Source organism: Pseudoalteromonas sp. Z9A6 (assembly GCF_011378805.1).
GTDB classification, from domain to species: Bacteria; Pseudomonadota; Gammaproteobacteria; order Enterobacterales; family Alteromonadaceae; genus Pseudoalteromonas; species Pseudoalteromonas distincta.
In genome coordinates this window covers 1-26,185 of the sequence record NZ_WTKZ01000056.1, presented here as the reverse complement: position 1 = coordinate 26,185, position 26,185 = coordinate 1, and the positions used below count along the sequence as shown (strand labels likewise).

At 39.0% G+C, this 26,185-nt stretch carries 27 protein-coding genes; 19 read left to right on the top strand and 8 right to left on the bottom strand.

The window, feature by feature from the left end:
• Positions 1-567: 567 nt before the first annotated feature.
• From GQR53_RS16765 to hslR, 4 genes are all read right to left on the bottom strand, one after another.
• Positions 568-1,689: a PepSY-associated TM helix domain-containing protein gene (locus GQR53_RS16765; protein WP_165744603.1), complete on the bottom strand. Its 1,122-nt coding sequence runs from the start codon at positions 1,687-1,689 to the stop codon at positions 568-570.
• 182 nt (positions 1,690-1,871) lie between these two features.
• Positions 1,872-3,410 (bottom strand): phosphoenolpyruvate carboxykinase, encoded by a 1,539-nt coding sequence (locus GQR53_RS16760; RefSeq protein ID WP_039488561.1) that lies wholly within the window; start codon positions 3,408-3,410, stop codon positions 1,872-1,874.
• A 270-nt stretch (positions 3,411-3,680) separates the two neighbouring features.
• On the bottom strand, positions 3,681-4,526 hold the full coding sequence (gene hslO / locus GQR53_RS16755; protein WP_002962025.1) for an Hsp33 family molecular chaperone HslO: 846 nt from the start codon (positions 4,524-4,526) through the stop codon (positions 3,681-3,683).
• Positions 4,527-4,538: 12 nt separating this feature from the next.
• Positions 4,539-4,961 carry a ribosome-associated heat shock protein Hsp15 gene (gene hslR, locus GQR53_RS16750; protein ID WP_165744601.1) on the bottom strand — a complete coding sequence of 141 codons (423 nt, stop codon included), beginning with the start codon at positions 4,959-4,961 and terminating at the stop codon, positions 4,539-4,541.
• Between the two features lie 209 nt (positions 4,962-5,170).
• Between hslR and gspC the strand changes: the two genes are divergently transcribed.
• From gspC to GQR53_RS16685, 13 genes are all read left to right on the top strand, one after another.
• Entirely contained in the window at positions 5,171-6,112 is a 942-nt protein-coding gene (gene gspC / locus GQR53_RS16745; RefSeq protein ID WP_024605968.1) for a type II secretion system protein GspC, read from the top strand.
• 23 nt (positions 6,113-6,135) lie between these two features.
• Positions 6,136-8,199, top strand: coding sequence for a type II secretion system secretin GspD (gene gspD, locus GQR53_RS16740; RefSeq protein ID WP_002962030.1), 2,064 nt, complete (start codon positions 6,136-6,138; stop codon positions 8,197-8,199).
• Positions 8,192-9,757: a type II secretion system ATPase GspE gene (gspE, locus tag GQR53_RS16735; RefSeq protein WP_165744599.1), complete on the top strand. Its 1,566-nt coding sequence runs from the start codon at positions 8,192-8,194 to the stop codon at positions 9,755-9,757. The genes gspD and gspE overlap by 8 nt, the downstream gene beginning before the upstream one ends.
• A 2-nt stretch (positions 9,758-9,759) precedes the next feature.
• A complete protein-coding gene (gene gspF, locus GQR53_RS16730) occupies positions 9,760-10,995 on the top strand; it encodes a type II secretion system inner membrane protein GspF (RefSeq protein WP_002962033.1) in 1,236 nt (411 codons plus the stop codon).
• 81 nt (positions 10,996-11,076) lie between these two features.
• Entirely contained in the window at positions 11,077-11,499 is a 423-nt protein-coding gene (gene gspG / locus GQR53_RS16725; protein WP_002962036.1) for a type II secretion system major pseudopilin GspG, read from the top strand.
• 49 nt (positions 11,500-11,548) lie between these two features.
• Positions 11,549-12,136, top strand: coding sequence for a prepilin-type N-terminal cleavage/methylation domain-containing protein (locus GQR53_RS16720; protein ID WP_165744598.1), 588 nt, complete (start codon positions 11,549-11,551; stop codon positions 12,134-12,136).
• A complete protein-coding gene (gene gspI, locus GQR53_RS16715; RefSeq protein WP_002962039.1) occupies positions 12,136-12,510 on the top strand; it encodes a type II secretion system minor pseudopilin GspI in 375 nt (124 codons plus the stop codon). Before GQR53_RS16720 ends, gspI begins: the two co-directional genes overlap by 1 nt.
• Entirely contained in the window at positions 12,511-13,149 is a 639-nt protein-coding gene (gene gspJ / locus GQR53_RS16710; protein WP_165744596.1) for a type II secretion system minor pseudopilin GspJ, read from the top strand.
• A complete protein-coding gene (gene gspK, locus GQR53_RS16705) occupies positions 13,142-14,131 on the top strand; it encodes a type II secretion system minor pseudopilin GspK (protein ID WP_165744594.1) in 990 nt (329 codons plus the stop codon). Before gspJ ends, gspK begins: the two co-directional genes overlap by 8 nt.
• Positions 14,128-15,336 carry a type II secretion system protein GspL gene (gspL, locus tag GQR53_RS16700; RefSeq protein WP_165744592.1) on the top strand — a complete coding sequence of 403 codons (1,209 nt, stop codon included), beginning with the start codon at positions 14,128-14,130 and terminating at the stop codon, positions 15,334-15,336. Before gspK ends, gspL begins: the two co-directional genes overlap by 4 nt.
• A complete protein-coding gene (locus GQR53_RS16695; protein WP_024596393.1) occupies positions 15,333-15,806 on the top strand; it encodes a type II secretion system protein M in 474 nt (157 codons plus the stop codon). Before gspL ends, GQR53_RS16695 begins: the two co-directional genes overlap by 4 nt.
• 3 nt (positions 15,807-15,809) lie before the next feature.
• Positions 15,810-16,568 (top strand): type II secretion system protein N, encoded by a 759-nt coding sequence (locus GQR53_RS16690; protein ID WP_165744590.1) that lies wholly within the window; start codon positions 15,810-15,812, stop codon positions 16,566-16,568.
• A gap of 22 nt (positions 16,569-16,590) precedes the next feature.
• Positions 16,591-17,178: a UPF0149 family protein gene (locus GQR53_RS16685; RefSeq protein WP_165744588.1), complete on the top strand. Its 588-nt coding sequence runs from the start codon at positions 16,591-16,593 to the stop codon at positions 17,176-17,178.
• Between the two features lie 27 nt (positions 17,179-17,205).
• Here GQR53_RS16685 and GQR53_RS16680 read toward each other — a convergent pair whose 3' ends face one another.
• Positions 17,206-17,412, bottom strand: a complete 207-nt coding sequence (locus tag GQR53_RS16680) for a hypothetical protein (protein ID WP_024605961.1) — start codon at positions 17,410-17,412, stop codon at positions 17,206-17,208.
• The gene (locus GQR53_RS21205) at positions 17,412-17,771 is read right to left on the bottom strand and encodes a hypothetical protein (RefSeq protein ID WP_002962051.1); all 360 of its coding nucleotides are present in this window, start codon (positions 17,769-17,771) and stop codon (positions 17,412-17,414) included. The genes GQR53_RS16680 and GQR53_RS21205 overlap by 1 nt, the downstream gene beginning before the upstream one ends.
• A 288-nt stretch (positions 17,772-18,059) precedes the next feature.
• On the opposite strand from GQR53_RS21205, the gene ccoG reads away from it, so the two are divergent.
• From ccoG to GQR53_RS16655, 4 genes are all read left to right on the top strand, one after another.
• Entirely contained in the window at positions 18,060-19,490 is a 1,431-nt protein-coding gene (gene ccoG, locus GQR53_RS16670; RefSeq protein WP_024605960.1) for a cytochrome c oxidase accessory protein CcoG, read from the top strand.
• Positions 19,491-19,575: 85 nt separating this feature from the next.
• A complete protein-coding gene (locus GQR53_RS16665) occupies positions 19,576-20,550 on the top strand; it encodes a serine/threonine protein kinase (protein ID WP_024596396.1) in 975 nt (324 codons plus the stop codon).
• 34 nt (positions 20,551-20,584) lie between these two features.
• On the top strand, positions 20,585-21,208 hold the full coding sequence (locus GQR53_RS16660) for a thiol:disulfide interchange protein DsbA/DsbL (RefSeq protein ID WP_165744586.1): 624 nt from the start codon (positions 20,585-20,587) through the stop codon (positions 21,206-21,208).
• A 16-nt stretch (positions 21,209-21,224) separates the two neighbouring features.
• Positions 21,225-21,863, top strand: a complete 639-nt coding sequence (locus GQR53_RS16655) for a thiol:disulfide interchange protein DsbA/DsbL (protein ID WP_002962055.1) — start codon at positions 21,225-21,227, stop codon at positions 21,861-21,863.
• Positions 21,864-21,928: 65 nt separating this feature from the next.
• Here the strand turns inward: GQR53_RS16655 and trmA are convergent, their stop codons facing one another.
• The gene (trmA, locus tag GQR53_RS16650; RefSeq protein WP_165744605.1) at positions 21,929-23,026 is read right to left on the bottom strand and encodes a tRNA (uridine(54)-C5)-methyltransferase TrmA; all 1,098 of its coding nucleotides are present in this window, start codon (positions 23,024-23,026) and stop codon (positions 21,929-21,931) included.
• A gap of 162 nt (positions 23,027-23,188) precedes the next feature.
• On the opposite strand from trmA, the gene GQR53_RS16645 reads away from it, so the two are divergent.
• Both GQR53_RS16645 and murI read left to right on the top strand, forming a co-directional pair.
• Entirely contained in the window at positions 23,189-24,328 is a 1,140-nt protein-coding gene (locus GQR53_RS16645) for a DUF5610 domain-containing protein (protein ID WP_165744584.1), read from the top strand.
• Between the two features lie 65 nt (positions 24,329-24,393).
• The gene (gene murI / locus GQR53_RS16640) at positions 24,394-25,194 is read left to right on the top strand and encodes a glutamate racemase (protein WP_165744582.1); all 801 of its coding nucleotides are present in this window, start codon (positions 24,394-24,396) and stop codon (positions 25,192-25,194) included.
• On the opposite strand, the gene GQR53_RS16635 is transcribed toward murI, so the two are convergent.
• Positions 25,157-25,636 carry an RNA-binding protein gene (locus GQR53_RS16635; RefSeq protein WP_165744580.1) on the bottom strand — a complete coding sequence of 160 codons (480 nt, stop codon included), beginning with the start codon at positions 25,634-25,636 and terminating at the stop codon, positions 25,157-25,159. The two genes, murI and GQR53_RS16635, sit on opposite strands and share 38 nt — an antisense overlap.
• Between the last annotated feature and the right edge of the window lie 549 nt (positions 25,637-26,185).

Sequence of the window (26,185 nt, the reverse complement as noted above, 5' to 3'; positions counted from 1 at the left end):
GTCGGGCTTTTTTACGTCTGAAGAAAAGTGAAATACGCGCAATTAATAGGCACTCACATCAGCACCCATCGCGTAGGTCGGGCGATCGTAGCGACTCCCGACGTCAAAAGCATCAAAAACCTTCGCTCGACAATGAGTGGTAGCATTTGTACTATGGGTAAATAATACCAATTGGTTTAACATCTGACCTAATATAAAAGCGTTAATTATCTGGTCTTGTGATAAGTATTGAACATGATCTTTAAGCCTTTATATACGCTTTGGGTAGGTTACTGAAGAGAATAAAAGTAGTTATGCAGAGGTTGATATAGAGGTTCACGCATAGAACTTAAATCTAATGGGCATGAGGTTTTTAAATAATAGTGTTCATGGAGTGCCTATCTAAACTTGCAGTATTAACTACCCTTCATTAATTGTTTTATAGCCAGATAGGCGTTTAGGGGCTGCTTTAATTTCATATGTACTGAGCGTTATTAATTTTTAACCCTAAGATTAACGAAGGCCATATACTTTATATTAAAAACTATCGACAAGACTTACTGAAAAGCAATTCATGTACTCCTTCAACTAAAGTTTATTTTGTATTCTCTTGGTTCTAACTAACCACCTATATACGCCGATAATGAACAATGCAGCAGATCCGAAGCCACTTAACACCCAAATGACTTTTAAAATGTTACCGCCAATGCTGCCGTCATGTAGAGGGTGTATCCAGTTTTTTATTTTACTAGCCGTACTTTGCTTATCTATATTAAACACGCTCTCTAACTTTCCTGTAAGTGCATTAACCTCTATATAGCTATGTGGAAAGCGATACGAAGGATCGTTTACAGTTTGAAATCTTAATCTGTAAATAGCATTTAAGTTTGATGGTGTTTCAATCCAAGCTAAACGCGCATTCGGTAATGCTTTTTCAGCTATTAATACCGCTTGTGATAAAGAAATATCGGTTTGTTTGCTCGGTTGAATTTGTGTTTTTGGTGGGGAGTTTATATCGCTAACTAGAGCGGTTAATATAGGATCTGTTTGTTTTGGAATAGCGAGCATAACACCTGTAACAGTTAAAGCTAGTAGCGGTATGCAGAAGGTTAAACCAATTAGTCTATGCCAGTCGTATAGCAAACCTATTTTAGAGCTACGAGATTTAAATTTTAGTGTCTTTACCCACTGCCCAGGCTTTGGAAACCAAGCAAAGAACCCAGAGATAAGAAGAACTATTGAGGCTATGCCTATATAGCCAACGACGAGAGTGCCCGTTGCTCCTGTTAGTAATGAAAAATGTAAGTTGTACATCCAAGTTACTAAGTATTTTCCCCAATAGTTTTTACGTATTACTTTATCACTACTGCTAGATAGCCATACCATTAAGGGGGCAAAGCCTTGCTCTTTTGTTTCTATTGGATTGTAGTATCGCGCGGGAATTACTGAGTTTATACCTGTGTTTTCTAATCGCCATGGCCCTTGCTTTGAAGGGAAATTGGCTCTTAGCGTATTATATGCTTGATCCCAATTAGGCGTTTTTATGTTTGTAGTAGCGTCATTTGCTGGATTTAGCAGTAAGTCTATTTGCGGATAGTAAACTAATATAGAGCCAGAAAGAGTGATAATAGTAAGTAAAACACCTACTGATAGGCCTAAGTATAAATGTAACCGCCTGAATGTTTTTCGCCATGAAAGCTTTAGTGTCATTAATTAAATAGCCGTAATGAGTAATGCAGGTTTATTGGGCATTAAGGAATGATTAATTACGCGGTATATTATATGGTTTTTGATATGAGTTGTGCGGCATTTTGTCGCACTTATTCAATTAGGTATTTAGAAAGTAAAACGCCAGCCCTTGGCTGGCGTCAAAATACAAGCTTGAAGCTTATTTAAGCTTTTGGCCCTGCATTTTTTATATCGTCTGATACGTCATACTTAGCAAAGTTTTCAGTGAAGTCAGCGGCAAGTTTTGCTGCATATTCATTGTACTTAGCTTTATCTTCCCACGTATTTATAGGATTAAGTAAGTTAGTATCTACACCTGGAACTGCTACCGGTACATCTAGGTTTAAAACATCAATGTGCTGAGTTTCAACACCGGCTAATTTACCAGATACGATTGCATCAACTACTGCGCGAGTAGTCGGAATATCAAAGCGCTTACCTGTGCCGTAAGGGCCGCCAGTCCAACCTGTATTCACAAGGTATACTTTAGCGCCAAACTCGCGTACGCGCTTCATAAGAAGCTCAGCGTAAACACCTGCAGGACGTGGGAAGAATGGCGCACCAAAGCAGGTTGAAAACGTTGATTCAATATCGCTAGTAGAGCCAATCTCAGTTGAGCCAACTTTAGCTGTGTATCCACTTAAAAAGTGAAAAGCAGCAGCTTCTTCGCTAAGAACAGATACCGGTGGTAATACACCGCTTACATCACAAGTTAAAAATACAACAGCTTTTGGTTCGCCTGCGCGGTTTTCAACTTTACGTTTTTCAACATGCTCAAGTGGATATGCTGCACGGCTATTTTGAGTAAGGCTAGTATCGTTAAAATCTGGAACGCCTTTTTCATCTAGCACTACATTCTCTAAAATAGTACCAAAGCGAATTGCATTCCAAATTACAGGTTCATTCTTTTGTGACAGGTCGATACATTTAGCATAGCAACCGCCTTCAATATTAAACACGCTTCCAGGTGCCCAACCGTGTTCGTCATCACCAATTAAAAAGCGAGTAGGATCTGCTGAAAGAGTTGTTTTGCCCGTACCAGATAAACCGAAGAATAATGCTGTATCGCCTGCTTCACCAACGTTAGCAGAACAGTGCATTGGTAATACACCTTTTGCTGGTAGTAGGAAGTTTTGTACAGAAAACATCGATTTTTTCATTTCACCGGCGTAGCGCATACCTGCTAGTAATACTTTACGCTGTGCAAAGTTAATAATAACGGTGCCATCGCTATTTGTGCCATCACGTTCCGGCTCGCATACAAACGAAGGAACGTTCATTACTTGCCATTGTGGTAAGTTTGAGGCGTTATAGTTTTGTGGTTCGATAAACATGTTTTTGGCAAAAATATGGTGCCACGCTGTTTCTGTAGTTACGACTACAGGTAGATAATGCTCAGGGTCAGCGCCGACTTCTAGGTGAGAGGTGAAGTGGTCATTACTTTGAACATGTGCTTCTACGCGAGCCCATAATGCGTCAAATTTTTCTGCATCAAATGGACGGTTAACGTTGCCCCATTGAATGTCATCTTGAGTTGTCGCTTCTTGAACAATAAAACGATCTTTTGGTGAACGGCCAGTTCGTTTTCCTGTAATTGCAACAAAAGCACCATTTGCGGCTAAAGTACCTTCGCCACGGCGGATCGCATGCTCGACAAGTTCAGCTGCGGTTAAATCGACAAAACGTGTAGCGCCTGTAGTCATGTTTATACCTAACTATAATGTGTGAGAGTTTGAACGGATAGCTCTGGGGTTATCAGTGCCCTTAAGCTGAAATTATAGTAACAGAAGGTTTTGAGATATTCGAGCCCGTAAAGCCTCTAAAAAGACATATATTTAAGAAAAAACATGAATAATTTCAATGATACCGGTGTCATGAAATTAGCAGAAAAGATGACACCGGTATCATCTTTTTATAATATAAAACCGCATATTATGCGGCTTTAATTACTATATATAGATGAAGCTGAATATTTAGTTGAAAATGCTTTTTATGTCTTGTTCGTTAAAAACATACTCTTTTAAACAGTAATGACAGTTAATGTTAACAGTCCCTTTCTCAGCTACATCTTTGAGTAGTTCTTCTTGTCCAATATTAACAAGTGCAGTAATTGTTTTATCACGACTACAACCACATTTGAATTTAATAGCTTGAGGTTCAAATACGCGAGGATTATCTTCGTGATAAAGACGTGTAAGAACAGTGTTCGCATCTAAGTGTAACAACTCTTCATTTTTAATCGTGTTACTTAATGCTTCTAGGTGTGCAAAGTCTTCAATTGATTTTTGTTTATCAACTGGAAGCACTTGTAAAAATAGACCACATGCTTTTGCGCTACCTTCAGTAGTGTCAGTTGCAAACCAAAGACGTGTTTTTAGCTGCTCAGATTGCTCAAAGTAACTTTCGATACATTCACTAAGAGTATCATGCTCTAGCGGCACTATACCCTGGTAGCGCTCACCTTTTTCAGGGGTAATAGTGATTACCATATAGCCTTGGCCAATAAGCTCTTTTACAGTTGTGCCCGTAATTTCGCTTTGCAGGCGTGCAATGCCACGCATATTTTGTTTGTCATCACCATTTATAACAGCATATTTAACTGGGCCATCACCTTGAAGCTGTACAGCAATTTCACCTTCAAACTTTAAGGTGGCAGTAAGTAAACAGGTTGCAACGAGTAACTCACCAAGTAATGCTTTAACAGGGTCTGGGTAATTATGGTCGGCAATCATTTCATTATAAGCACTCTCGATTTGTACGAGTTCGCCACGAACATCTAGTTCGTTGAATAAATAACGGTGAAGTAAATCTTGTTGCATGAGCGGCTATACCTAACTTGATTTCATTTTTAAAAGTTCGCGTCTTTGCTTTTTATCCGGTTTTTTATCCGGATGGGGGGCAAAAAAGCTGTTATTTTTGCGTGCGATGCTGTTCTCTTCGCGTTTAGCAATACTGGCATCAGATTCTTGATACATGGTCTGTGCAATGGGGGCGCTTTGGCGTTTTTCAAACACTGAGAGTATGGTTATCAGCTTTTCATCTACTCCTTGTGCAAGTTTTATGTTTGCGCCAACTTCTACTATTTTACTCGCTTTTGTACGTTGTCCATTATAATGCACTTTGCCGCCTTGTACCATTTCACGTGCAATAGCACGAGTTTTATAAAATCGCGCAGCCCACAACCATTTATCTAATCGAACTTTTAACCCATCCGCATGGTCTGGGTTGGTATTAGCGTTACTTTTTTTACTCATAAGGCATTTCCCCACGTTTTATAGCTTAAAATTTATCATGAAATCATCGTAGGATGAAGGTATTACAATAGCCGTTTACTTTTTATACGGTTATGTAAAGTTAATTTAATCTGTTTACAAAGTTTAATATTAGTGTGCTTGTTGAAAGAAAAATGAAAGGGTACTATGGGTACGCGCTAACGCAGTAAATTAAAATAAGAACACTATTTATGGAACAGCAAATCCAACAACTAAAACAATTTTTAACTCGTTTACCGCATGCTAAGTTAAGTGCATTAGTGACACTCTTAGTTGTTGTTTATCTTGCATTTTTATTATCAAAACTAGTTTGGCTTTTATGGCCAAAACCACCGATAACTCTGCTTACCCCTAGCCATCATGCTAATCAGACATCTGGTGCGAGTAATAACTCTGCGAAGCATATTGTTGAGCAATTCTTATTTGGTAAAAAAACTGTAACAAACAACAATAATACTGCAAAGCAATCGCAGGTTATAAACAACGCGCCAGAAACACGCCTAAGTATAAATTTAACCGGTATTGTAGCGGTTAATAACGATGATAAAGCAGGCATCGCAATTATTGAATCACAAGGTAAGCAAGTAAGCTATCTTGTTGAAGAAGTTGTATTAGGCACGCGTGCTGAAGTAGCACAAATATTACCAGATCGCGTTATTTTGAATGTTAATGGGCGTTTTGAGACATTGATGCTTGATGGGCTCGATTTTAATAAAACGGTATCTATGCCAGTACTCGCTGCCCGTGATGATGCTGAAATGGGTCCGCAAAAAGTAGAGCCAAGTGAACTACAAATAGATGCTACTGCAGATCCAGACGTTAAAGAAGCAATTATAGAAACACGTGAAGAACTGCTCGAAGAGCCAGGCAAATTATTTGACTATATACGTGTTTCACAAGCCATGAATGATGGCGAACTAATCGGATATCGTTTAAGTCCAGGTAAAGAGCCTGAACTATTTAAACAAATGGGATTAAAAAATAACGATTTGGCTATTTCTATAAATGGCTATCAATTAACAGATTTAAAACAGGCTATGTCAGCTATCAACGAGCTGCGTAATAGTACAGATGCCAATATCACTATAGAACGTGATGGTGAACAAATCGATGTGCAATTTAGTCTGCAATAATTTAGCTTTGGAGTTTTAATATAATGGTTCAGGTGCTACACCTCAAAAAAATTAAAAAAGGGTTAGCTAAGTACGCAGCACTTTTTTTGGCGGCAAGTATTTCTTTGTCTGTTTCTGCTGTTGAATATGCTGCTAACTTTAAAGGAACTGATATCAACGAGTTTATTAATATTGTTGGTAAAAACCTTAATAAAACAGTGATTATTGACCCTAACGTGCGCGGCAAAGTAAATGTTCGCAGCTATGAGTTAATGGACGAAGCACTTTATTATCAGTTCTTCTTAAATGTATTGGAAGTTTATGGCTACTCAGCTGTTGAAATGGACAATGGCATAATTAAGATAGAAAAAAGTTCAGACGCCAAAAAATCAAATGTACCACTTATTGACGAAGGTAGTGAAGCTAGCGGCGACATGATGATTACACGTGTTGTACGTGTTAAAAATGTAAGTGTACAAGAGCTTGGCCCTTTGGTTCGTCAATTTAGCGATCAAAAAGATGGTGGCCACGTTGCCAACTTTAATGCGGCTAACGTTATGATGCTAACGGGTCATGCAGCATCGGTTAATCGCTTAGTTGAGATCATTCGCTCTGTTGATCAGGCGGGTGACAAGCGTGTAGACATCGTTAAGCTTAAATATGCGACGGCAGATGATGTTGTCTCTGTGGTAGATAATATTTATAAAGACAGCGGTAAAGGCAGTGTACCTGAATTCTTAATTCCAAAAGTTGTGGCTGATGGCCGAACTAATAGCGTTATTGTAAGTGGTGAAGGCCAAGCACGTACACGTGCTATTGAGCTCATTAAGCGCTTAGATGGTGAGCTAGAAAGCCAAGGTAACACCAAGGTGTTTTACTTAAATTATGCTAAAGCTGAAGATTTGGTCAAAGTATTGCAGGGTGTTAGTAAGTCCCTTGTTGAAGATGCACAAGGCGGTACTACTAAAACTCGTAGCAGAAGCAATAATGAAAGCAGTATAGAGTCTCACCCTGACTCAAACTCATTAATTATTACCGCACAGCCAGACACAATGCGATCACTTGAATCTGTAATTGAACGCCTTGATATTCGCCGTGCCCAAGTATTAGTTGAAGCCATTATTATTGAAGTAATGGAAGGCGACGGGGTTAACTTAGGGCTGCAATGGATTTCTGAGCAAGGCGGTATGCTGCAGTTTAACAACGGCACTACGGTTCCCGTGGGCTCGTTAGCTGTTGCTGCAGAGCAAGCACAAGATGTAACTGTTACTAAAAATATAATAGGAACAGAATCTGGTACTGTAACGCCATATACGGAAACAACAGAAGGTGATTATGGTCCATTAGCCTCCTTACTTAGTGGCATTAATGGTTTAGCGCTGGGCGTTGTTAAAAATGATTGGGGCGCAATTATTCAGGCTGTTGCCACTGATACAAATTCAAATATATTGGCTACCCCTTCTATTACTACAATGGATAACGAAGAAGCTTCTATTTTAGTGGGTCAAGAAGTACCTATAATTACAGGCTCACAAACGGGTAGTAACAATGCTAACCCATTCCAAACGGTTGAGCGTCAAGAAGTCGGTATTAAACTGATAGTTACGCCACAGATTAACGATGGCTCTGCAGTACAGCTCACAATTGAACAAGAGGTTTCAAGTGTAAGTGGTGCAACTGCTGTTGATATTTCAGTTAATAAACGTGCAATCAAAACAACGGTTATGGCCGATGATGGCGGTATGGTTGTACTGGGTGGCTTAATTGACGAAGACGTACAAGAAAGTGTTTCTAAGGTGCCGTTATTAGGCGATATTCCTATTTTAGGTCATTTGTTTAGATCAACAAACACAACACGCCGTAAGCGTAATCTTATTGTGTTTATTCGACCAACCATTATTCGTGATGGTGTGAGCATGAATAAGTTAAGCTTTAATAAATATAACTTTATTCGTGGTGAGCAGTTTAAACAAAAAGAAGACGGTATTGAGTTAATGCCAATGACTGATACGCCTATTTTACCTGAGTGGAATGACGAATTAGTACTTCCACCTACGTATGAAGAGTCTCTACGTAAACAAAATGCACAAGAGCGTAAAGATGACTAATGCGATTCAAGAGATAAACCAAGATGTGGTTCATCCTCAAACGCATAATCAGGATGAGCTATTAACGAGTGATGTATTAGTTGAGTTACCAGCAAAGCGTTTGCCGTTTTCGTATGCAAAACGTGCAGGTGTGTTACTTGGCAAAAATAAAGATCACCGTATAGTTTACTACCGTGGTGAGCTAGATGTGGAAGTACTATTAGAAGTACGTCGTATCGCAGGGCATGGTTTTACACTTGAGCAATTGGCTGATGATAAGTTTGAGCTATTGCTTGAAGCGTCATACCAACGTGATAGCTCTGAAACACAACAAATGATGGAAGATATTGGCAACGAGGTTGATTTATTCTCGCTTGCTGATGAGCTCCCGCAAACGGAAGATTTACTTGCTGGTGACGATGATGCGCCAATCATCAAGCTTATTAATGCCATGCTAAGTGAAGCGATTAAAGAAGGGGCTTCTGATATTCATATCGAAACCTTCGAGCAAGAGCTTGTTATTCGCTTTAGGGTCGATGGCGTGCTTAAAGAAGTACTTAAGCCTAATCGTAAACTTGCATCGTTACTTGTATCTCGTATTAAAGTAATGGCTAAGCTTGATATAGCCGAAAAACGTATTCCACAAGATGGTCGTATTAGTTTACGTATTGCTGGGCGTGCAGTTGATGTGCGTGTATCTACAATGCCATCGAGCTTTGGTGAGCGCGTAGTACTGCGTTTACTTGACAAGAACAACGCGCGCTTAAACCTTGAAGATTTAGGTATGACCGCAGAAAATCGCGCTTTGTTTTCAGATTTAATTAGTAAACCCCACGGCATTATTTTGGTAACAGGGCCAACGGGTTCTGGTAAAAGTACCACTTTATACGCTGGTATGAGCCAAATTAACTCACGCGATCGTAATATTCTTACCGTTGAAGATCCGATAGAGTACGAAATTCCAGGCATTGGGCAAACACAAGTTAATGCAAAAGTTGATATGACATTTGCACGTGGTTTACGTGCAATATTACGTCAAGATCCTGATGTAGTAATGATGGGTGAAATACGCGACCTTGAAACTGCGCAAATTGGTGTTCAAGCGTCACTTACCGGTCACCTTGTTATGTCTACTTTGCATACAAATACCGCATCGGGTGCAATTACACGTATGGAAGATATGGGTGTTGAACCCTTTTTACTTTCATCGTCGTTACTCGGTGTGTTATCGCAACGCTTAGTACGTACGTTATGTAATACCTGTAAAGAAGGTCACACGGCTGATGAGCATGAATGCCAGCTGTTAGGGGTTCCTTTTGAAAGCCAACCGACAATCTATCGAGCGGTGGGGTGTGAAGAGTGTAACTTTAATGGTTACCGTGGTCGTACAGGTATTCATGAGTTACTTGTAGTTGATGAAACCATACGCGAAATGATTCACAACGGTAAAGGCGAGCAAAGCGTAGAAAAATACATTCGTAAGCGCAGCCCAAGTATTCGCCAAGATGGGTGTAGCCGTGTACTGGCAGGCAAAACAACGCTTGAAGAAGTATTGCGTGTTACCCGTGAGGAAGGTTAACTATGGCGGCGTTTGAATATCGTGCCTTAGATGGCCGAGGTAAAGAAAAAAAAGGCATTTTAGAAGCCGATACAGCTAAACAAATCCGCCAAACTTTACGTGATCAAAAACTAACGCCGCTTGAAGTTGTTCCTGCGGCGCAAAGTGATAAACAGGTCAAAGGCGAAAAAGCCCCTTTACTCGGTGGCTTTTTTAAGCCGACAATTTCAACCTCAGACCTAGCATTAATTACAAGGCAATTAGCAACACTTATTCAATCGGCACTTCCTGTTGAAGGCGCTGTTATGGCGGTTGCTGAGCAATGCGAAAAGCCGCGTTTAAAGCGGATGCTTATGTCGGTACGCTCAAAAGTAGTTGAAGGTTACACCCTTGCCGATGGTCTTAGTGAGTTTCCTCATGTTTTTGACGATTTATATCGTGCAATGGTAGCCGCAGGCGAAAAGTCGGGTCACCTTGACCAAGTACTTAATCGTTTAGCCGACTATACCGAGCAGCGCCAACATATGCGTAGCCAAATAACTCAGGCTATGGTTTACCCTATTATATTAGTGGTATTTGCAATTGGTATTGTGTCGGTATTACTGGGTACCGTAGTACCAAAAATATTAAAAACGTTTGAAAAAACGAAACAAGTACTTCCTTGGACAACCGAATGGGTTATGGCAGGCAGCCATTTTGTGCAAAATTATTGGTTTATTAGTTTAATAGCTATTACAGCTATAGCCATTGGTATTAAGCATGCACTTAAGCAGCCTAAAATACGTTTTTGGTGGGATGACCGAGTGCTACATATGCCAGGTATAGGTAAAGTGGCTCGTGGTATTAACACCGCACGTTTTGCGCGTACTTTAAGTATTTTATCGTCAAGCTCGGTACCATTACTTGAAGGAATGCGTATTTCGGGTGGCGTATTAATTAACGAAAAAATTAAAAAAGCGGTTGCAGATGCATCCGATAGAGTGAGTGAGGGTGCAAGCTTAAGAGCTGCACTTCAGCAAACTAAGTTGTTTCCACCAATGATGCTGCATATGATAGCAAGTGGTGAAAAATCAGGTGAACTAGAGCAAATGTTAGAGCGTGCTGCAAATAACCAAGATCGCGAATTTGAGAGCATGGTTAATGTATCGCTTAAACTACTAGAGCCTGCGATGATCGCCTCAATGGCGGTTATTGTATTATTTATAGTAATGGCAATATTGCAGCCAATAATGGCGATGAATAAAGCTGTTGGACTTTAAGTTAGAATAAATTTTTAAATATATTAGTGGTTTTACCTAAACCATTTTTACTTAATGTTTTTAGAATAATGAGGTAATTACGTGAATAAACAATCAGGTTTTTCTTTACTAGAAGTGATGGTGGTACTGGTTATCATCGGGATGATTATGTCAATTGTTGCACCTAACATTATGGGTCAGCAAGAAGAGGCTGCTATTGATAAAGCACATCTAGATATCCAGCAATTAGAAGATGCAATGAGCTTATACAAGCTTAAAAATAAGAGCTACCCAAGCACAGAGCAAGGTCTTGAAGCGCTAGTTACCCAAACAAGCATTGAACCGGTTCCAAAACGTTTCCCTGATGGTGGCTTTATTAATGAATTACCAGAAGATCCTTGGGGTAATACTTATCAGTTAATTAGCCCAGGTGAAATTGGCAAGTTTGATATTTTTTCTATGGGCCCAGACGGTGAAGCAGGTACTGATGACGATATCGGTAACTGGGACGAAGAAAAACAATAATGCCTAGGTACACCGTTCTGTATGAACATGTTAATGCTAGAGGCTTGCTATGAAAGCAAGCCTTATGCAGCGCCATGCAAAAAGCAGAGGCTTTAGTTTAATAGAAATTTTAGTGGTATTAGTGATCATCGCTTTTGCCACCAAAATGGTGGTATATAGCTTAGAAGGCGGTGCTGAGGAGGAGTTAGATACTCAAGCACTAAGGCTGCATACCACCATTAATATGGCATCGGAATTTGCCATTTTAAACCAAGTTGAATTGGGCTTATTAGTAGAAGAAAATACATTAGAGTATTTAGTTTTCGATGGTGAAAAGTGGATTACTTTTGACCGTGAAGATCTTTTTAAACCAATAGAATTAGACGAAAGATTAAAGCTCACTCTTAACTTAGAAGATTTAGCGTGGGCGCAAGATAACCTCTTAGAGCAATCTAACTGGCGCGAGCTTATGAGTGGCGGCGATGAAGACAGCTTGCTTGAGCTAAAAAAGTTAAAAATCCCACAAGTACTTATTTTATCATCAGGTGAGGTAAGCGCGTTTCAACTTATATTAGAGTTAAAAGAGCAAAGCGAGCCTGTGTATTACATTGAAGGTGAATTTACTGCACCAGTAAACTTTCGCCGAGAGCCAGAATAATGAAGCGCACTAAAGGGTTTACCTTATTAGAGGTGTTAGTGGCATTAAGTATTTGTGCCATGGCGGGTATAGCTGCAATGCAAGCAACAAGCGAGCATATACACCATTTAACGACTATTGAAGAGCAAACCTATGCATCTTGGGTCGCCGAAAACGTTATTATTGAACAGCGTACTAAAGGCGAACAATGGCAAGGTAAAAATAACCTTAAAGGCAGCGAAGTAATGGGCGGTGTTGAATGGTTTTGGCAGCAAGAAGTTACAGCGACTGCTGACAAAAGCTTTGTAAAACTAACCATAAATGTTTTTACGGATGAAAAATATGAGCATTCAGCATATGAGTTATCAACGTATTTAAATAAAGGCAAAAAGTAAGTGAAGCAGCGCGGGTTTACATTACTTGAAGTTATGGTTGCACTGGGTATTTTAGCTTTTGTTATTATTGCTACGCATCAAATACTCGAGACGACAACAAGAGCAAAAGATGCCTCCGATGAAAAGATTGCTGAGCTAAATGGATTGCAAACAACATTTAGATTAATGGATCAAGATTTTAGCCAAATGACCAAACGCGCAGTTCGCAATGAGTCGGGTGATGTTCAAGAACAATATTTACTTGCTGGTCGTTACGTTTTAGAAAGCCAATACGATGGTATCGCGTTTGTACGAGATGGCTGGATAAATCCAATTAACTTATTGCCACGTTCAGAACTACAAGCTGTTGGTTATAGAGTGATTGACGATAACCTTGAGCGTGTTTATCGGGTTTATGTTGATCAGCTTGATAATATGGAGCCGCGAGTTCAACGTGTGCTAGAAAATATTGAAGAACTTAAGTTTGAGTTTTTAGATGATAAAAACGAATGGCAAGAACAGTGGGAAATTAAAGCCCTCCCTAAAGCGGTTGCTGTTACGTTGCAACAAATAGAAGCAGAGCCAATTCGTCGTGTATTTTTAGTTCCTGGGCAAGGCAAAGTTGTTGCTACACAAACTACGGATGTGAATAATGGTTAAGCAGCAATCATCGCGCGGCGCAGCACTTGTTATTGTTTTGTTTATTGTGGCATTAGCGGCTATTTTAGCAGTAGAAATGAGTGCTAATTTAATGGTTCAAGTGCAAAAAAGTACAAACTTGCAAGGTCACCAACAAGCTAAATGGTACGCCTACGGTGCAGAAGAGCTTGCTATTAAAGGGCTAATACAAAGTAAAAAAGATGATGCCGATAAAACAACACTCGATCAAGTGTGGGCAACTCAAGGAGATGCTTCATACCCTGTTGATAACGGCACGTTAAGTGGCAAAATTACAGATTTACAAGCATGTTTAAATTTAAATGCGTTAGCCATAGCGCCAGAAGAAAATAGCGCAAGTAAAACAAACCCTGCACATAAAGCACTCTTTGCATTACTTGAAAACATTGAAGATTTACCTGCTGACGAATCAGAAGAGACGATGGCAGATAGTGTGTTTGATTGGCTTGATGAGAACAGTATTACGTATCGCTCAGGTGCAGAAGAAGACGAGTACTTATCACGAGATTTTCCGTATATGACAGCCAATAGTTTATTTGCATCAACATCGGAGCTGCGTTTAGTTAAGGGCTTTAACCCATTAGTGATGGAAAAAGTATTGCCATATGTATGTGTAATACCAGGCAGTACGCTTTTATCTATTAACGTAAATACATTATTGCCAGAGCAAGCGCTCATACTCAGTGCCTTGATAGAAAGCTTAAGCTTATCTGGCGCAGAAGCGGTGTTAGGCGCAAGACAGCAAACTGGCTTTGACACCATCGATGAATTTTTTGAACAGGTGAAGCAGCAAGGCGGTACTAATACTGACTCAATAAAAAGTCTATTTAGTATTAAAAGCGAATATTTTAAATTACAAACGCAGGCAAACTTTGTCGACCTGCGTTTTTCGATGACCACATTACTGCACGCTAAAGACGGCGACGTAACGATACTGGCGCGAAAATTTGGAGGCGTACAGTGACAGAAATACTGTTGATCCGCACGGGTCAAACCGAACAAGAATTACTTAACTGGTTAATTTACTCACCACAAGAACAAGAAATAATAGCCAGTGGCGAGTTACCAAATGCAGAGCATTTAAGTGAGCTAAGCGAAAAAGCACTTACCCGAGAAGTTGTCGTGTTATTACCCAGTGACCAAGTGCAATTAAAAACGGTCGCTTTGCCAACAAAATGGAATCGCAAGCTTGAGCAAGCATTGCCATACATGCTTGAAGAAGATATAGCATGTGACGTAGATGAACTGTTTATAGCAGTAGCGCAGCCGACAATGCTTGGTGAGCAACATGCAATTCGTGTAGCAATGACAGACCGTGAATGGTTTGAACAATGGCTCGCATTATTTGCTGAGCATAATCTATCAGTATACAGAATATTACCCGATGCTTTGTTGTTACCGCTTGCAGATGATGGTGCCGTAACTGCTATTGAGCTCAACAACCAATGGTTGTTTAAGCAAGGGCAATGGCATATTAGTGCGGTTGAATCTAGTTGGTTGAATGGCTATTTAACAGCCATGGGTAACCCCGACATTAAACATTTTAGTCCTGCTAATCAGTTTCCTGAAAGCGTTAACTTACAAGCCCAAACAAGCGATTACGACTTACCTTTAGCATTATTTGCAAAACAGTTAGATAGCGTTAATTTTAACTTACGCCAAGGTATGTATCAGCTTAAAAAACAAAGCGCTTTGTGGTGGGGTTACTGGAAAGGTGCCGCAATTATAGCAAGTGTTGCATTGGTTTCTACAATTACAATAAAAGCTATTGAGTTACACCAACTTAATACACAAGTAGAAGTAGCTAAAGCTCAAGTAGTCGACAGATATCAAAAAGCATTTCCGGGAACTAAAGTTCGCCCTAATCTAATTAAAAGCCAAATTAAAGGCGCGTTAGATAAAATACAAGGCTCAAGTGAATCCGGCTTTTTAGACTTAACGGCTAATTTGGTTGATGTATTTTCGCAAGTCAGCGAATTTACACCTGAAACACTTCGTTATGACAAACGTCGTAATGAGCTGCGCATTCGTGCACGGGCTAAAGACTTCCAAACTTTTGGTAAAGTAAAAATCATACTTGAAAAGCAAGGTTTAACTGTTGAGCAAGGGTCTTTAAATAATGACGGTGATTATGTCGTAGGCGAAATTAAACTGCGAGGTGCAGTATGAAAAAGCAGTTAATGAAACAGTGGCGTTCGCTTAAAGAGCAAGAACAACAATTGGTAATGGTCGCTGGTGGCGTGTTTATTATCTTTGTTTTAGTAATGGGGATATTTAGGCCATTAAATAACGCGATAGAAAAAGCACAGCAATCTCAAATTAAACAACAAGAGCTATTAGCTTGGGTTGATGACAGTATTGTTAAGCTAAAGGCTGCAGGCAACACCAGTGTTGCTAGCAATACAAACTTAAGCCAAGTGGTAAACTCTACTCGTGGACGCTATAAAATCAATATTAGTAAAATGCAGCCCAGTAGTGATTCACTTCGTTTGACGCTTGACTCAGTAGAGTTTAATCAGTTAATAGAATGGCTAGATGAGCTAGTAAATCAGCATGGTTTAAAAATTGAAAATTTAGATTTAAGTCGCGATGATAAATCAGGCTATGTGCGCGTAAGCCGTTTAGTATTAGAGAATTAATTAATGAAAAAAATAATAACGTTATCGGCTGTCTTTTTAATTAGTTTTATTGTGTTTTGTATTATTAAATTACCAGCACATATTGCACTAGATATAGCAAAACCGTACTTTCCAAAGCAATTAGAAGTAGGCCAAACTGTAGGCACTGTTTGGCAAGGTCAAATGATGCAAGTTCGTTTTGATGGTGAACAGTTAAATAATGTGCGTTGGGATATTGCAGGCTGGAAATTATTTACAGGCAAACTAAATGCGAACATAAAATTTGGTAATCCACGAGAACGCAGTGATATTTCGGGTTACGCAGATGTAAGTTATGGGTTTTTTAATAAAAAAGTAATAGTGACTGATGCCCTAGTACGCTCCACTGTAGAGCGTGCAATGCAGCGTGTGCAACTTCCTCTGCCTGTTACCGCTAAAGGGCGTGTGATTTTAGAGCTTGATGAATACAGCTCAGGCGCACCTTATTGTGATTCACTAAAAGGTGAAATAGCGAGCCCTGATATTGATGTTCAAGGTTTAAATGGATGGTTTAATATTGGACCTCTAGCTGGTAAGTTAAGCTGTAAGTCGGGTGATGTTGCTATATTAATTGACCCAGATAATACGCTTGGCCTTGAGGCAGATGCTACACTTAAAGCTAATTTCGACTTTAGAGTGGCAGGTTATGTAAAACCAGATGCCAACTTACCTAAAGATGTACATGATGCGGTTAAGTTTTTAGGCCGACCAGATAACCAAGGTCGCTACCCGCTCAACTTTTAATGTTTTAATATAAAGAGTTTTAATGCAAATACCCCAATTTACTGAGTTGCACGCAAAGCAGCTCAGCTCATTTTTAAATACCCAATCTCAAGCAATGACCCTTGTACAAAGCCAAGGCTATTTATTTGGTGTAATTTGTTCGCCCAACCCATTAGATGTACATGAGTGGCTTGAGCAGATATTGCCAAACACAGCTGATGATTTAGATGAAGAAATGCTTTTTTTGTTTATGGCGCTTTATCACAAAATTAGTGAGCAGGTGTTCGAAACTGGATATAAATTACCAGACACATTTGATGCGGAATTTTGTAAGTCGTGGAGTAAAGGCTTCTTAGTTGCAACGAAAGCTTATGCAGAACCTTTGTTAAATGCACCGCAATTAGACGTTGATTTTAAACAAGCACTAGAAAGTGCGTTAAGCACACTAAGCTTTTTTGCACTCGACCAGCTAGCAATAGCTCAGATTGCCAAACAAAATAACATGACAATAGAAGCTTTGTGTCAGTATCAGTATGAATCTATGGGTGACTTTGCATTAGGGTTTGCTGAACTAATTGAAGTGGTCGCAATTAATAGCGGCTTGATAACCGACGAGAGTTGGGAAGAGTAATTATTAATACTAGGCGCTTAGTTTAATCTAAGTGCCTAGCTCTAATATAATATCCGTACAGCCTTGTTTGCACTTTACTATGCCTTTACCAGGCTCGCTGGTGGCTAAATCAAGTGTTAAAACCCCATTACACTTCTCACACTCTAATGTTTTGCCTTGCGCTAATTGCTTGAGCATATTGCGCTGCTTATGAAATGAGTCGCTTGCTTTTTTATTTAATCCTGAAAAATCCACTACTTTGCTCGCTTTTGTTCTAATGCTTCAGTCACTATTTTACATACCGTATTTAAACGGTCGTCATAAAAATAAAGGTTTAAGTCACGCTCACGACAATAGCGTAGGTGAAATAACTGAACAGAGTCATCTGTTGTAAACGTTTTTTCTACATACTCACCTTCAGATTCAGATAGTTTAAGTTGACTGCTGATCCTATTTTTAGCCATATTTGCAGCTGGGCTTCTATTGACCTTGCTTGCATCACTTAAAAAGCCGATGCCTTCACCTAGTAACCTTTCGCGAGGTTCTTTTATAAGTGGGTGATCGATTGTAAAAAAGGCAAGGATCACAACTACCAAAATAATAAATTTTTTCATGGATACGTAAACCTTGATCTAAGTAGGGTTGAATTACCATGCAGTGTAATAAACTGCATTTTAAAAGCAAGTAACTGGGATGAATAAATTATTAGTAATCTATACCAGTAATTTTAACCAACATTGTTATAATGGTTAACAGCAGTCAGATATTTCTGAAATATCTGAAAGTATTCGAGAAGGCAATTTATTAAAGTAAATATGCCTAGCAAGTAACTTGCTAGCTTTAAGTATAGAGTGCTTGAGTATTGCTGGATTTTTATTTCCAAGCGGCGTTGAGGAACTTCGATGGACAAGCAAATTAAAGTAAAGAATATCCCTGTAGAGGTGAAAATCCAAAAACCGGATTTAAGCCGTCAAGATGATAGGTTCAATCCCCGAAATCGTATTTATGTGCGTGCTGTAAAAGGCCTACATCAATTACTTAGACAGCGCATTGGCTTCTTAGGCCTGCTTGCGTTTATGTTACTACCTTGGATTAATTTTAATGGCCAGCAAGCTGTGCTGTTTGATCTAATTGGTCAAAAATACAATATTTTTGGTTTAACGCTATGGCCTCAAGATTTTACTATATTAGCGTTTATCTTTATGTTGGCAGCATTTGCGTTGTTTTTAGTGACTACCTTCTATGGACGGGTGTGGTGTGGCTACACATGTCCGCAAACTGTTTGGACTTTTATTTTTATTTGGTTCGAAGAAAAGCTTGAAGGCACGGCTAATCAACGTAAAAAACTCGATCAACGACCCATGAATTTTGATAAGTTTTGGCGTAAGACGGCAAAGCATACTAGTTGGGTATTGTTTTCGTTGTATACCGCAATTTCTTTTGTTGGTTATTTTACGCCAATAAGGGAGTTACTCCCTGACTTTGTAACGTTTGATATAGGCGGTTATGCACTAGTCAGCATTATTTTCTTTGCTGCGTGTACCTATGGTAATGCCGGTTGGATGCGAGAAATTATGTGTTTACACATTTGCCCTTACTCTCGTTTTCAATCAGCTATGTTTGATAAAGACACATACACAGTAACGTACGACGAAAGCCGAGGTGAAAGCCGTGGTCCTCGTTCACGTAAAGTAGACCATAAAGATTTAGAGTTAGGCGACTGTATAGACTGTAACTTGTGCGTTCAAGTGTGCCCAACAGGTATTGATATTAGAAATGGGCTACAAGCTGAGTGTATCAACTGTGGTGCATGTATTGATGCGTGTGATGGCGTAATGGATAAAATGGAATATCCGCGTGGGCTTATTTCATATACGACTGAGCGAAATCTCGAAACCCCAGAAAATAAAACGAATCCACTGCGAGCTAAAATTATTGGTTACACGGTCATACTTGTTGTGCTTACGGGAGCGCTTGTCGCTAATATAGCACTGCGTAAAACAATGGACTTTGATATTATTCGTGACCGAAACCAATTATATCGTGTCGATTTTGATGGTTTAGTAGAGAACACCTATACATTAAAGGTAATTAATAAAGCGCAGTACGAGCAAACCTTTAATATTAAAGTACAAGGGTTAGATAACTTTAAGTATATTGGTAAGCAGTCATTTACTGTGCAGGCAGGGGAATCTCATAACGTACCATTGTCACTTGTAATGGACCCTTATGATTTGAAGGCGCCGATGACTGAGTTTAACTTTGTGCTTTCACCGGTAGATGAGCCGGATGAGACAATATCGCAGTCGAGTAACTTTTTTAAAGCGCGATAATCGCAACTTACCTTAATTAGCTAAGTTGATATAGCAATTAACAAAAGCGGGTATATAACCCGCTTTTATTTTATATAAGAAGAGTATGAGTAAATTTAGTTTTATTGACTTAACACCTGATCTAATACTCGATGCAATAGAAAGCGTAGGTGTGTACGCCGAATCTGGTTTATTAGCGCTCAATAGCTATGAAAACAGAGTGTACCAATTTAAAGCGGATGATGGCCTGCGTTACGTAGTGAAGTTTTATCGCCCAGAGCGCTGGAGTAAAGAGCAAATTCAAGAAGAGCATGACTTTGCATTTGAACTAGCGGATGCAGAAGTACCCGTTGTTGCCCCTATTTTATATAATGGACAAAGCTTATTTGAACACGAAGGGTATTTGTTTGTGTTGTTTCCAAGTGTAGGCGGGCGTTTATTTGAGGTTGATAATTTAGATCAGCTTGATGTAATGGGGCGATTGATTGGCCGTATGCACCAAGTAGCTAAAACAAAACCTTTTACTTACAGGCCAACAGTTACCTGCGAGGAGTATTTGCATACAGCCAAAGTTCATCTTCAAAAAAGTAACTTAGTGCCCATGGGAATAAATACTGCTTTTTATACTATTTTAGATTTAGTGATAGAGCAGGCGCAAAAACAGTATAAAGATGTGCAAAGTATTCGCTTACATGGTGACTGCCACGTTGGTAATATTTTATGGGCAGGTGATGCGCTAATGTTTGTTGATTTAGATGACAGCCGCCAAGGTCCTGCAATCCAAGATTTATGGATGATGCTCAGTGGCGATAGAGCGACGCAACTGTTACAGTTAGACACCCTTGTAAATGCGTATGAAGAGTTTTGTGATTTTGATCACTCTCAACTCAAATTAATTGAACCGCTGCGAGCAATGCGTATTATTCATTATATGGGATGGGTAGCTAAACGATGGAGTGATCCTGCTTTTGTGCGGAACTTTACATGGTTTGCTGATGACAAATACTGGGAGCAACAAATTTTAGCACTGAAAGAGCAACTTGCAGCATTGCAAGAAGCACCGTTAAAGTTATTGCCGTAATATTTTATTTAAAGACAAGTACAACGAGATACAAATGCTTAAAAAATTAAAACTGAGTTTATTGCTTTTATGTTTACCATTTGCAGCACTTGCTGCACAGTTTGAAGTTGATAATCAATACACTGTTATAGATGTAGACAAAAGCAAGTCACCGCAAGTAACTGAGTTTTTCTCATTTTACTGTCCACATTGCTTTAAGTTTGAAGCAGTAGCAAAAGCAATTGAAAAAGGCTTGCCAGAAGGCGCTGAGTTTATTAAAAACCACGTTAACTTTTTAGGTGGCGTGTCACCACAAGCACAAAGTAATTTAAGCTTTGCTTACTTAATTGGTAAGCAGCATGGTCAGGCGCAAAGTATTAGCGATCAAATTTTTAAAAGTATCCATGTTCAACGTGCACCATTAACTGAAATGAAAGACGTTAAAAAATTACTTGAAGTAAATGGTATTGATAGCGCAACATTTGATCAAGAGATTGCAAGCATGCCTGTTATTTCAGCTGAGCAAGCAATGCAAAACAAACAGAATAAATATTCAAAATTAGGCGCACTTACAGGTGTACCTACTTTTATTGTTAACGATAAATATAAAATAAACCTCAACACCATCAAAAATCAAAAAGAACTTGATGAGTTAGTAGCGTTTTTATTAGCACTATAAATTTCGGAGTATAATAATGATTAAATTAGTTAAAGCAGGTTTGCTTGCAATATTACTTCCTATGGCAGCAACAAGCTTTGCAGCAACGTATGAAGAAGGCGTGCATTACGACGTAGTTTCTGAGCGTGCAACTAAAAAGCCAGAGGTTAAAGAGTTCTTCTCATTTTACTGCCCTGCATGTAATAACATGGAAGCACTAATTGGTGAGTTTAAGCCTAAGCTTGATAAAAACGTTAAATTTAAAAAGAGCCATGTTGATTTTGTAGGTGTACGTGACCCAGAAAACCAACAGATGATGAGCCAAGCATTGGCGACAGCTGAAGTGCTTCCACAAAAAGATCAGATTATTTCTGCAATCTTTAATCATATCCATACAAAGCGCGCTAAATTTAATGAGCTTGCAGATGTAAAAGATATATTTGTAGCGCAGGGCGTTGATGGTGATAAGTTTGATAAGCTGTTTAAAAGCTTCTCGGTACGTACGCTGAGCTCTAAAATGAAACGCGATCAAGACTACTTTAAAGAAAAAGGCGCACTACGTGGCGTACCTACCTTTATTGTAAATGGTAAGTACAAATTAAACCTAGGTCGTGAGTCGGGTATTACTAAACCTGAAGACATTAGCAAATTAATAAATTACTTAGCTAACAAGTAACTTTAGCTAAAACAAAAAAAGCTCCTTAAGGAGCTTTTTTTATGGGTAACGTTTACTGAGCGTATTTATTTGCGCTGTAAGAAAACGCCCGACTCAATGTGATGCGTATAAGGGAACTGATCAAATATAGCAAAGCGCTTAACGTTATGCGTACGTGTTAAGTGATCAAGGTCACGCTCAAGGGTTTCAGGATTACACGATATATAAATTATGCTTTCGTAGTTAGCCACTAAGTCACACGTTAATTCATCCATGCCCGCGCGCGGTGGATCAACTAATATGGTTTGGCAGTCATAGCTTTTAAGGTCAATACCGTCTAAACGAGAGAAAGTACGCTCGCCATTCATTGCTTGGGTAAACTCTTCACTCGACATACGAATAATATCTAAGTTCTCTACATTATTTTTAGCAATGTTGTACTGAGCAGAGTGAACAGATGATTTTGATATTTCCGTCGCTAATACTTTATTAAAAGAACCCGCTAATGCAATTGAAAAGTTACCGTTACCGCAATACAGTTCTAGTAAATCATTTTTAAGTGGTTTACATAAATCTTGTGCCCACTCCAGCATATTAATATTTACTTTTGCATTAGGCTGAGTAAAGCTATTTTCTACTTGTTGATATATAAGCTCTTGGCCATTAACTGTTAAATGTTCAGTTACAAAGTCATCACCAAGTACTTCTTTTTGTTTGCGTGCACGGCCAATAAAATCAATTTTGTATTTACTGCTAAGCTTTTCTTTAAGTGCTTTAATTTCACTTAACCATTCATCATCCAGTGGTTTGTGATAAAGCAAGCTTACTAAAATTTCACCGCTTAGCGTTGATAGGTAATCGATTTGAAATAACTTACGGCGTAATATTTCACAAGGCTTAAGATTTTCAATCATCACCTGCATTATTTCACTTACTAGAGGCGCTGCTGGGTCAAATGTATCAACACGGATTTTTTCTTTTGTTTGTTGATCAAACATAATGTGAAACAGATCGTCACCGTCGTGCCATACTCTAAATTCAGCACGTTGGCGGTAGTTAGTTGGCTCTGAGCTAAATACTTCTAGTTGCTCCACACCAAAACGTTGAAACTGTGCACTAATACGCTGCTCTTTTTCACTTAACTGCGCTTGGTACTGTGTGGTATCTATTTTAATAACTGCCATTAACGCTACTACCTTATCTAAGATCTGTTTATCGGCGCTATTGTAGGGAGCGCTGCGTATTTGTCTAGTTTTGGCTAGCATTTATGCTGTTTTATTGAACATTGTACTTTAGTTTTTGTTGTTATAGCCGATAATAAACTACGCACGCTTAGGAGACGAATCATGAAAATAGGTAATTATGGCTTTACGCCAAACAACAACATCAATAAATTCAATAATAAAGCTGATATACAGCAACCTACAATTACGTCTCCTCAAGATAGCTATCAACAACGAGGCCGAGAGTTGGCTGCAAAGGTGCTTGGCGATAAAATGGCTGAGCAGCTTGGATTACCTATCGCAGAAAAAAAAGCAGATAAACCACTATTTGATTTTGATGAAATAGTAAAAAACGTACTCGATTTTGTAAGTAGTGCTGTAAATAAAGCAAAAGCTAACGGCGCTGATGACGAAAAGCTCAAAGATATGCTAGGCGATGCGCGCAAAGGAGTCCAAATAGGGATTGATGACGCTGTTGATGAATTCAAAGGTACTGGCGTATTTAATGATGACATGGAAGAGGGCATTAATAAGTCCAAAGAGGGAATTTACAATGGACTGGATAAGTTTGAAGAGTCGTTATTTAACCCACAACCTGCCAGCGTAAATATAAGCCAGGCTCAATATGTCAGTATGACTAGCAATGCAGAGTATAAATTCACTACCGCAGAAGGCGATGAGGTAAGTATTAGCTTTGCTGATGCATTTGAATCTCAATCGGCAAGTGGCTATCAGCAAAACAGTAATAGTGAGTCGTTTGCAAGCTCATCATCGCAATCTCGACAGGTATCATTTTCGATGTCGGTAAATGGTGACTTAAACGAGCAAGAGCAAGAAGCTATTAATGCGATGATGGAAGACTTACAAGATTTAAGTAAAACCTTTTTTGGTGGTGATTTAGATGAAGCATTTGAACAAGCGCAAGAGCTGAGTTTAGACAGCGATCAGCTGGTGGCTTTTTCTATGGATTTACGCCAAACAAAAACAATAGCAACAGTTAAAAGCTATGAAGAATATAAACCAGCACCAGAAAAACAAGTAGCAGAGGGGTTAGCCCCTTTTAATGACGACCTTAAAAATGCTTTTGAAAAAGCGGGTGAGCTTGGATTACAAAATCAGCTAGCTGGCATTCTCCAATGGTTAAATCAAGATCAGGAACAAATAGATAAGTTAGTAGATTATACAAAGTCTATGTTCGAAAACCTTAATCAGTTAAATTCAGCAGCCGACAGGCTTACTGATTTAGAAGCCACGCAAAGTTAAACTACTTTCTTTTATAAAAACCTCATGGCAAACTGCCGATCTTAAAGTAAAGTAGGAACGGTAGTTTGTCAGCGCATATAATGGTCTTTGATTCAGGTATTGGTGGAACTACTGTACTTGAACATATCAAGCAAAGTATCCCCAATGCTCAGTACAGCTATTTTATGGATAATGCATTACTACCTTATGGTGCTCAGTCCCAACAAACTATAATTAACCGATTATGTTCACTTATTCATTTCATCAAAGCCAACACGCTTAACGTCGATTTAATTGTAATAGCGTGTAACACCGCTTCTACATCTGCACTCAGCGCTGTTCGCCAAATTACGGATATTCCTATTGTAGGTGTTGTGCCAGCAATAAAGCCTGCGGCAGAATTAACACGCTCAAATCATATTGGCTTGTTAGCCACACCGGCAACGGTCGCCAGTTCATACACAAAAACATTAATTGCTGAACATGCACGTAATGTAATCGTTAACCTTTATAGCAGTGTTGAATTAGTAACGTTAGCTGAGGAATGCTTTTTTACAGGCTCTTTCGATACAAATAAATTGTATCAAGTACTTGATGAACTACATATAGATAAAACTATAGATGTACTTGTACTAGGGTGTACGCACTTTCCGATATTAGCAGGGCCGATTAGTCAGTACTTTGAAGGGAATGTAAAATTACTTGATTCAGGTGTAGCGATAGCAAATAGAGTCAACTACCTACTTAACCAACTTAACTTATGTGTGGATAAACAAACAGACATAAAAAAGCCGCTGCAATATTATGCAACGGCTGATGTGTTTAGCAATAAGCTAGCGGTAAAGCTAGTTACACTGACTGATCCGTCTCAGTACGTAGAGCATTAGAATCATCTTCTTGTTTTTGTTTTGCTTCACGTACCTTTAAAGTACGTTGTTGGAACTCGCTATCGTTCAAGTTATCAATTGCATTGTCTGCATCAGCTTGCGCCATTTCAACAAAACCAAATCCACGACGTTTGCCAGTATTCTTATCCTTTAATAAACGAACATTGAATACTTTGCCTTGTTCTTCAAATAATGCACGAACCACACCTTCGTTTGCACGATAAGGAAGGTTACCAACATAAAGCGTTTTTGTTTTAACTTCAGCTTCTTCAGTCACATCAGATGATATTGCAGCAATAGCAATCGCACCTATTAATAAACCAGCACCAAATAGTAATGCAGGGTTTAAAGCTAAGCCGCCTAAAGCAAACTCAACAACAACAAAACCAACTACAGCAAGAATAACAGAGAAGATAAAAGATTTTTGATCGGGTAATTTCATTTTAGATCTACCAATAAACAGGAAATAAACATTAATTTAACATTGTGAACTTGCTATCTTAACGCCTAAATCAAACATAGCAATGATATTTGTATTAAATAATAAATAAGAGCATAAAAAAGCATCATCTTAGACGGGTTTTCATGTGGTTTTACGTGGTTCTGTTCTATTTTTGTTCGAACAGTAAAAAGATCTAAAAAAAGGGTTGATCTGTTTTCGGATCTCCCTATAATGCGACCCCACTGAGACGGGAAACGCCAACGCATAGCGAGGCACGAACTACTCAGAGAGTTAAATAAAACTTCGGTTTTAAATCTTCTAAAAAGAAAGTTTAAAACTAAGTGTTGACTCAAAAAATAAAGGGTGTATTATTCGCATCCCTTGAGACGCCAAAGCGACTCAAAACGTTCTTTAACAATATAAAGCAATCATCTGTGTGGGCACTCGTACAGATTGAGTTCTAACAGCCAAGCTACTTCGTTCTTTATTGAGCAAGTAATGAGGCAAACAAATTAGAGTCTCAATTGAAAACTGAGTGACCAACAGAAT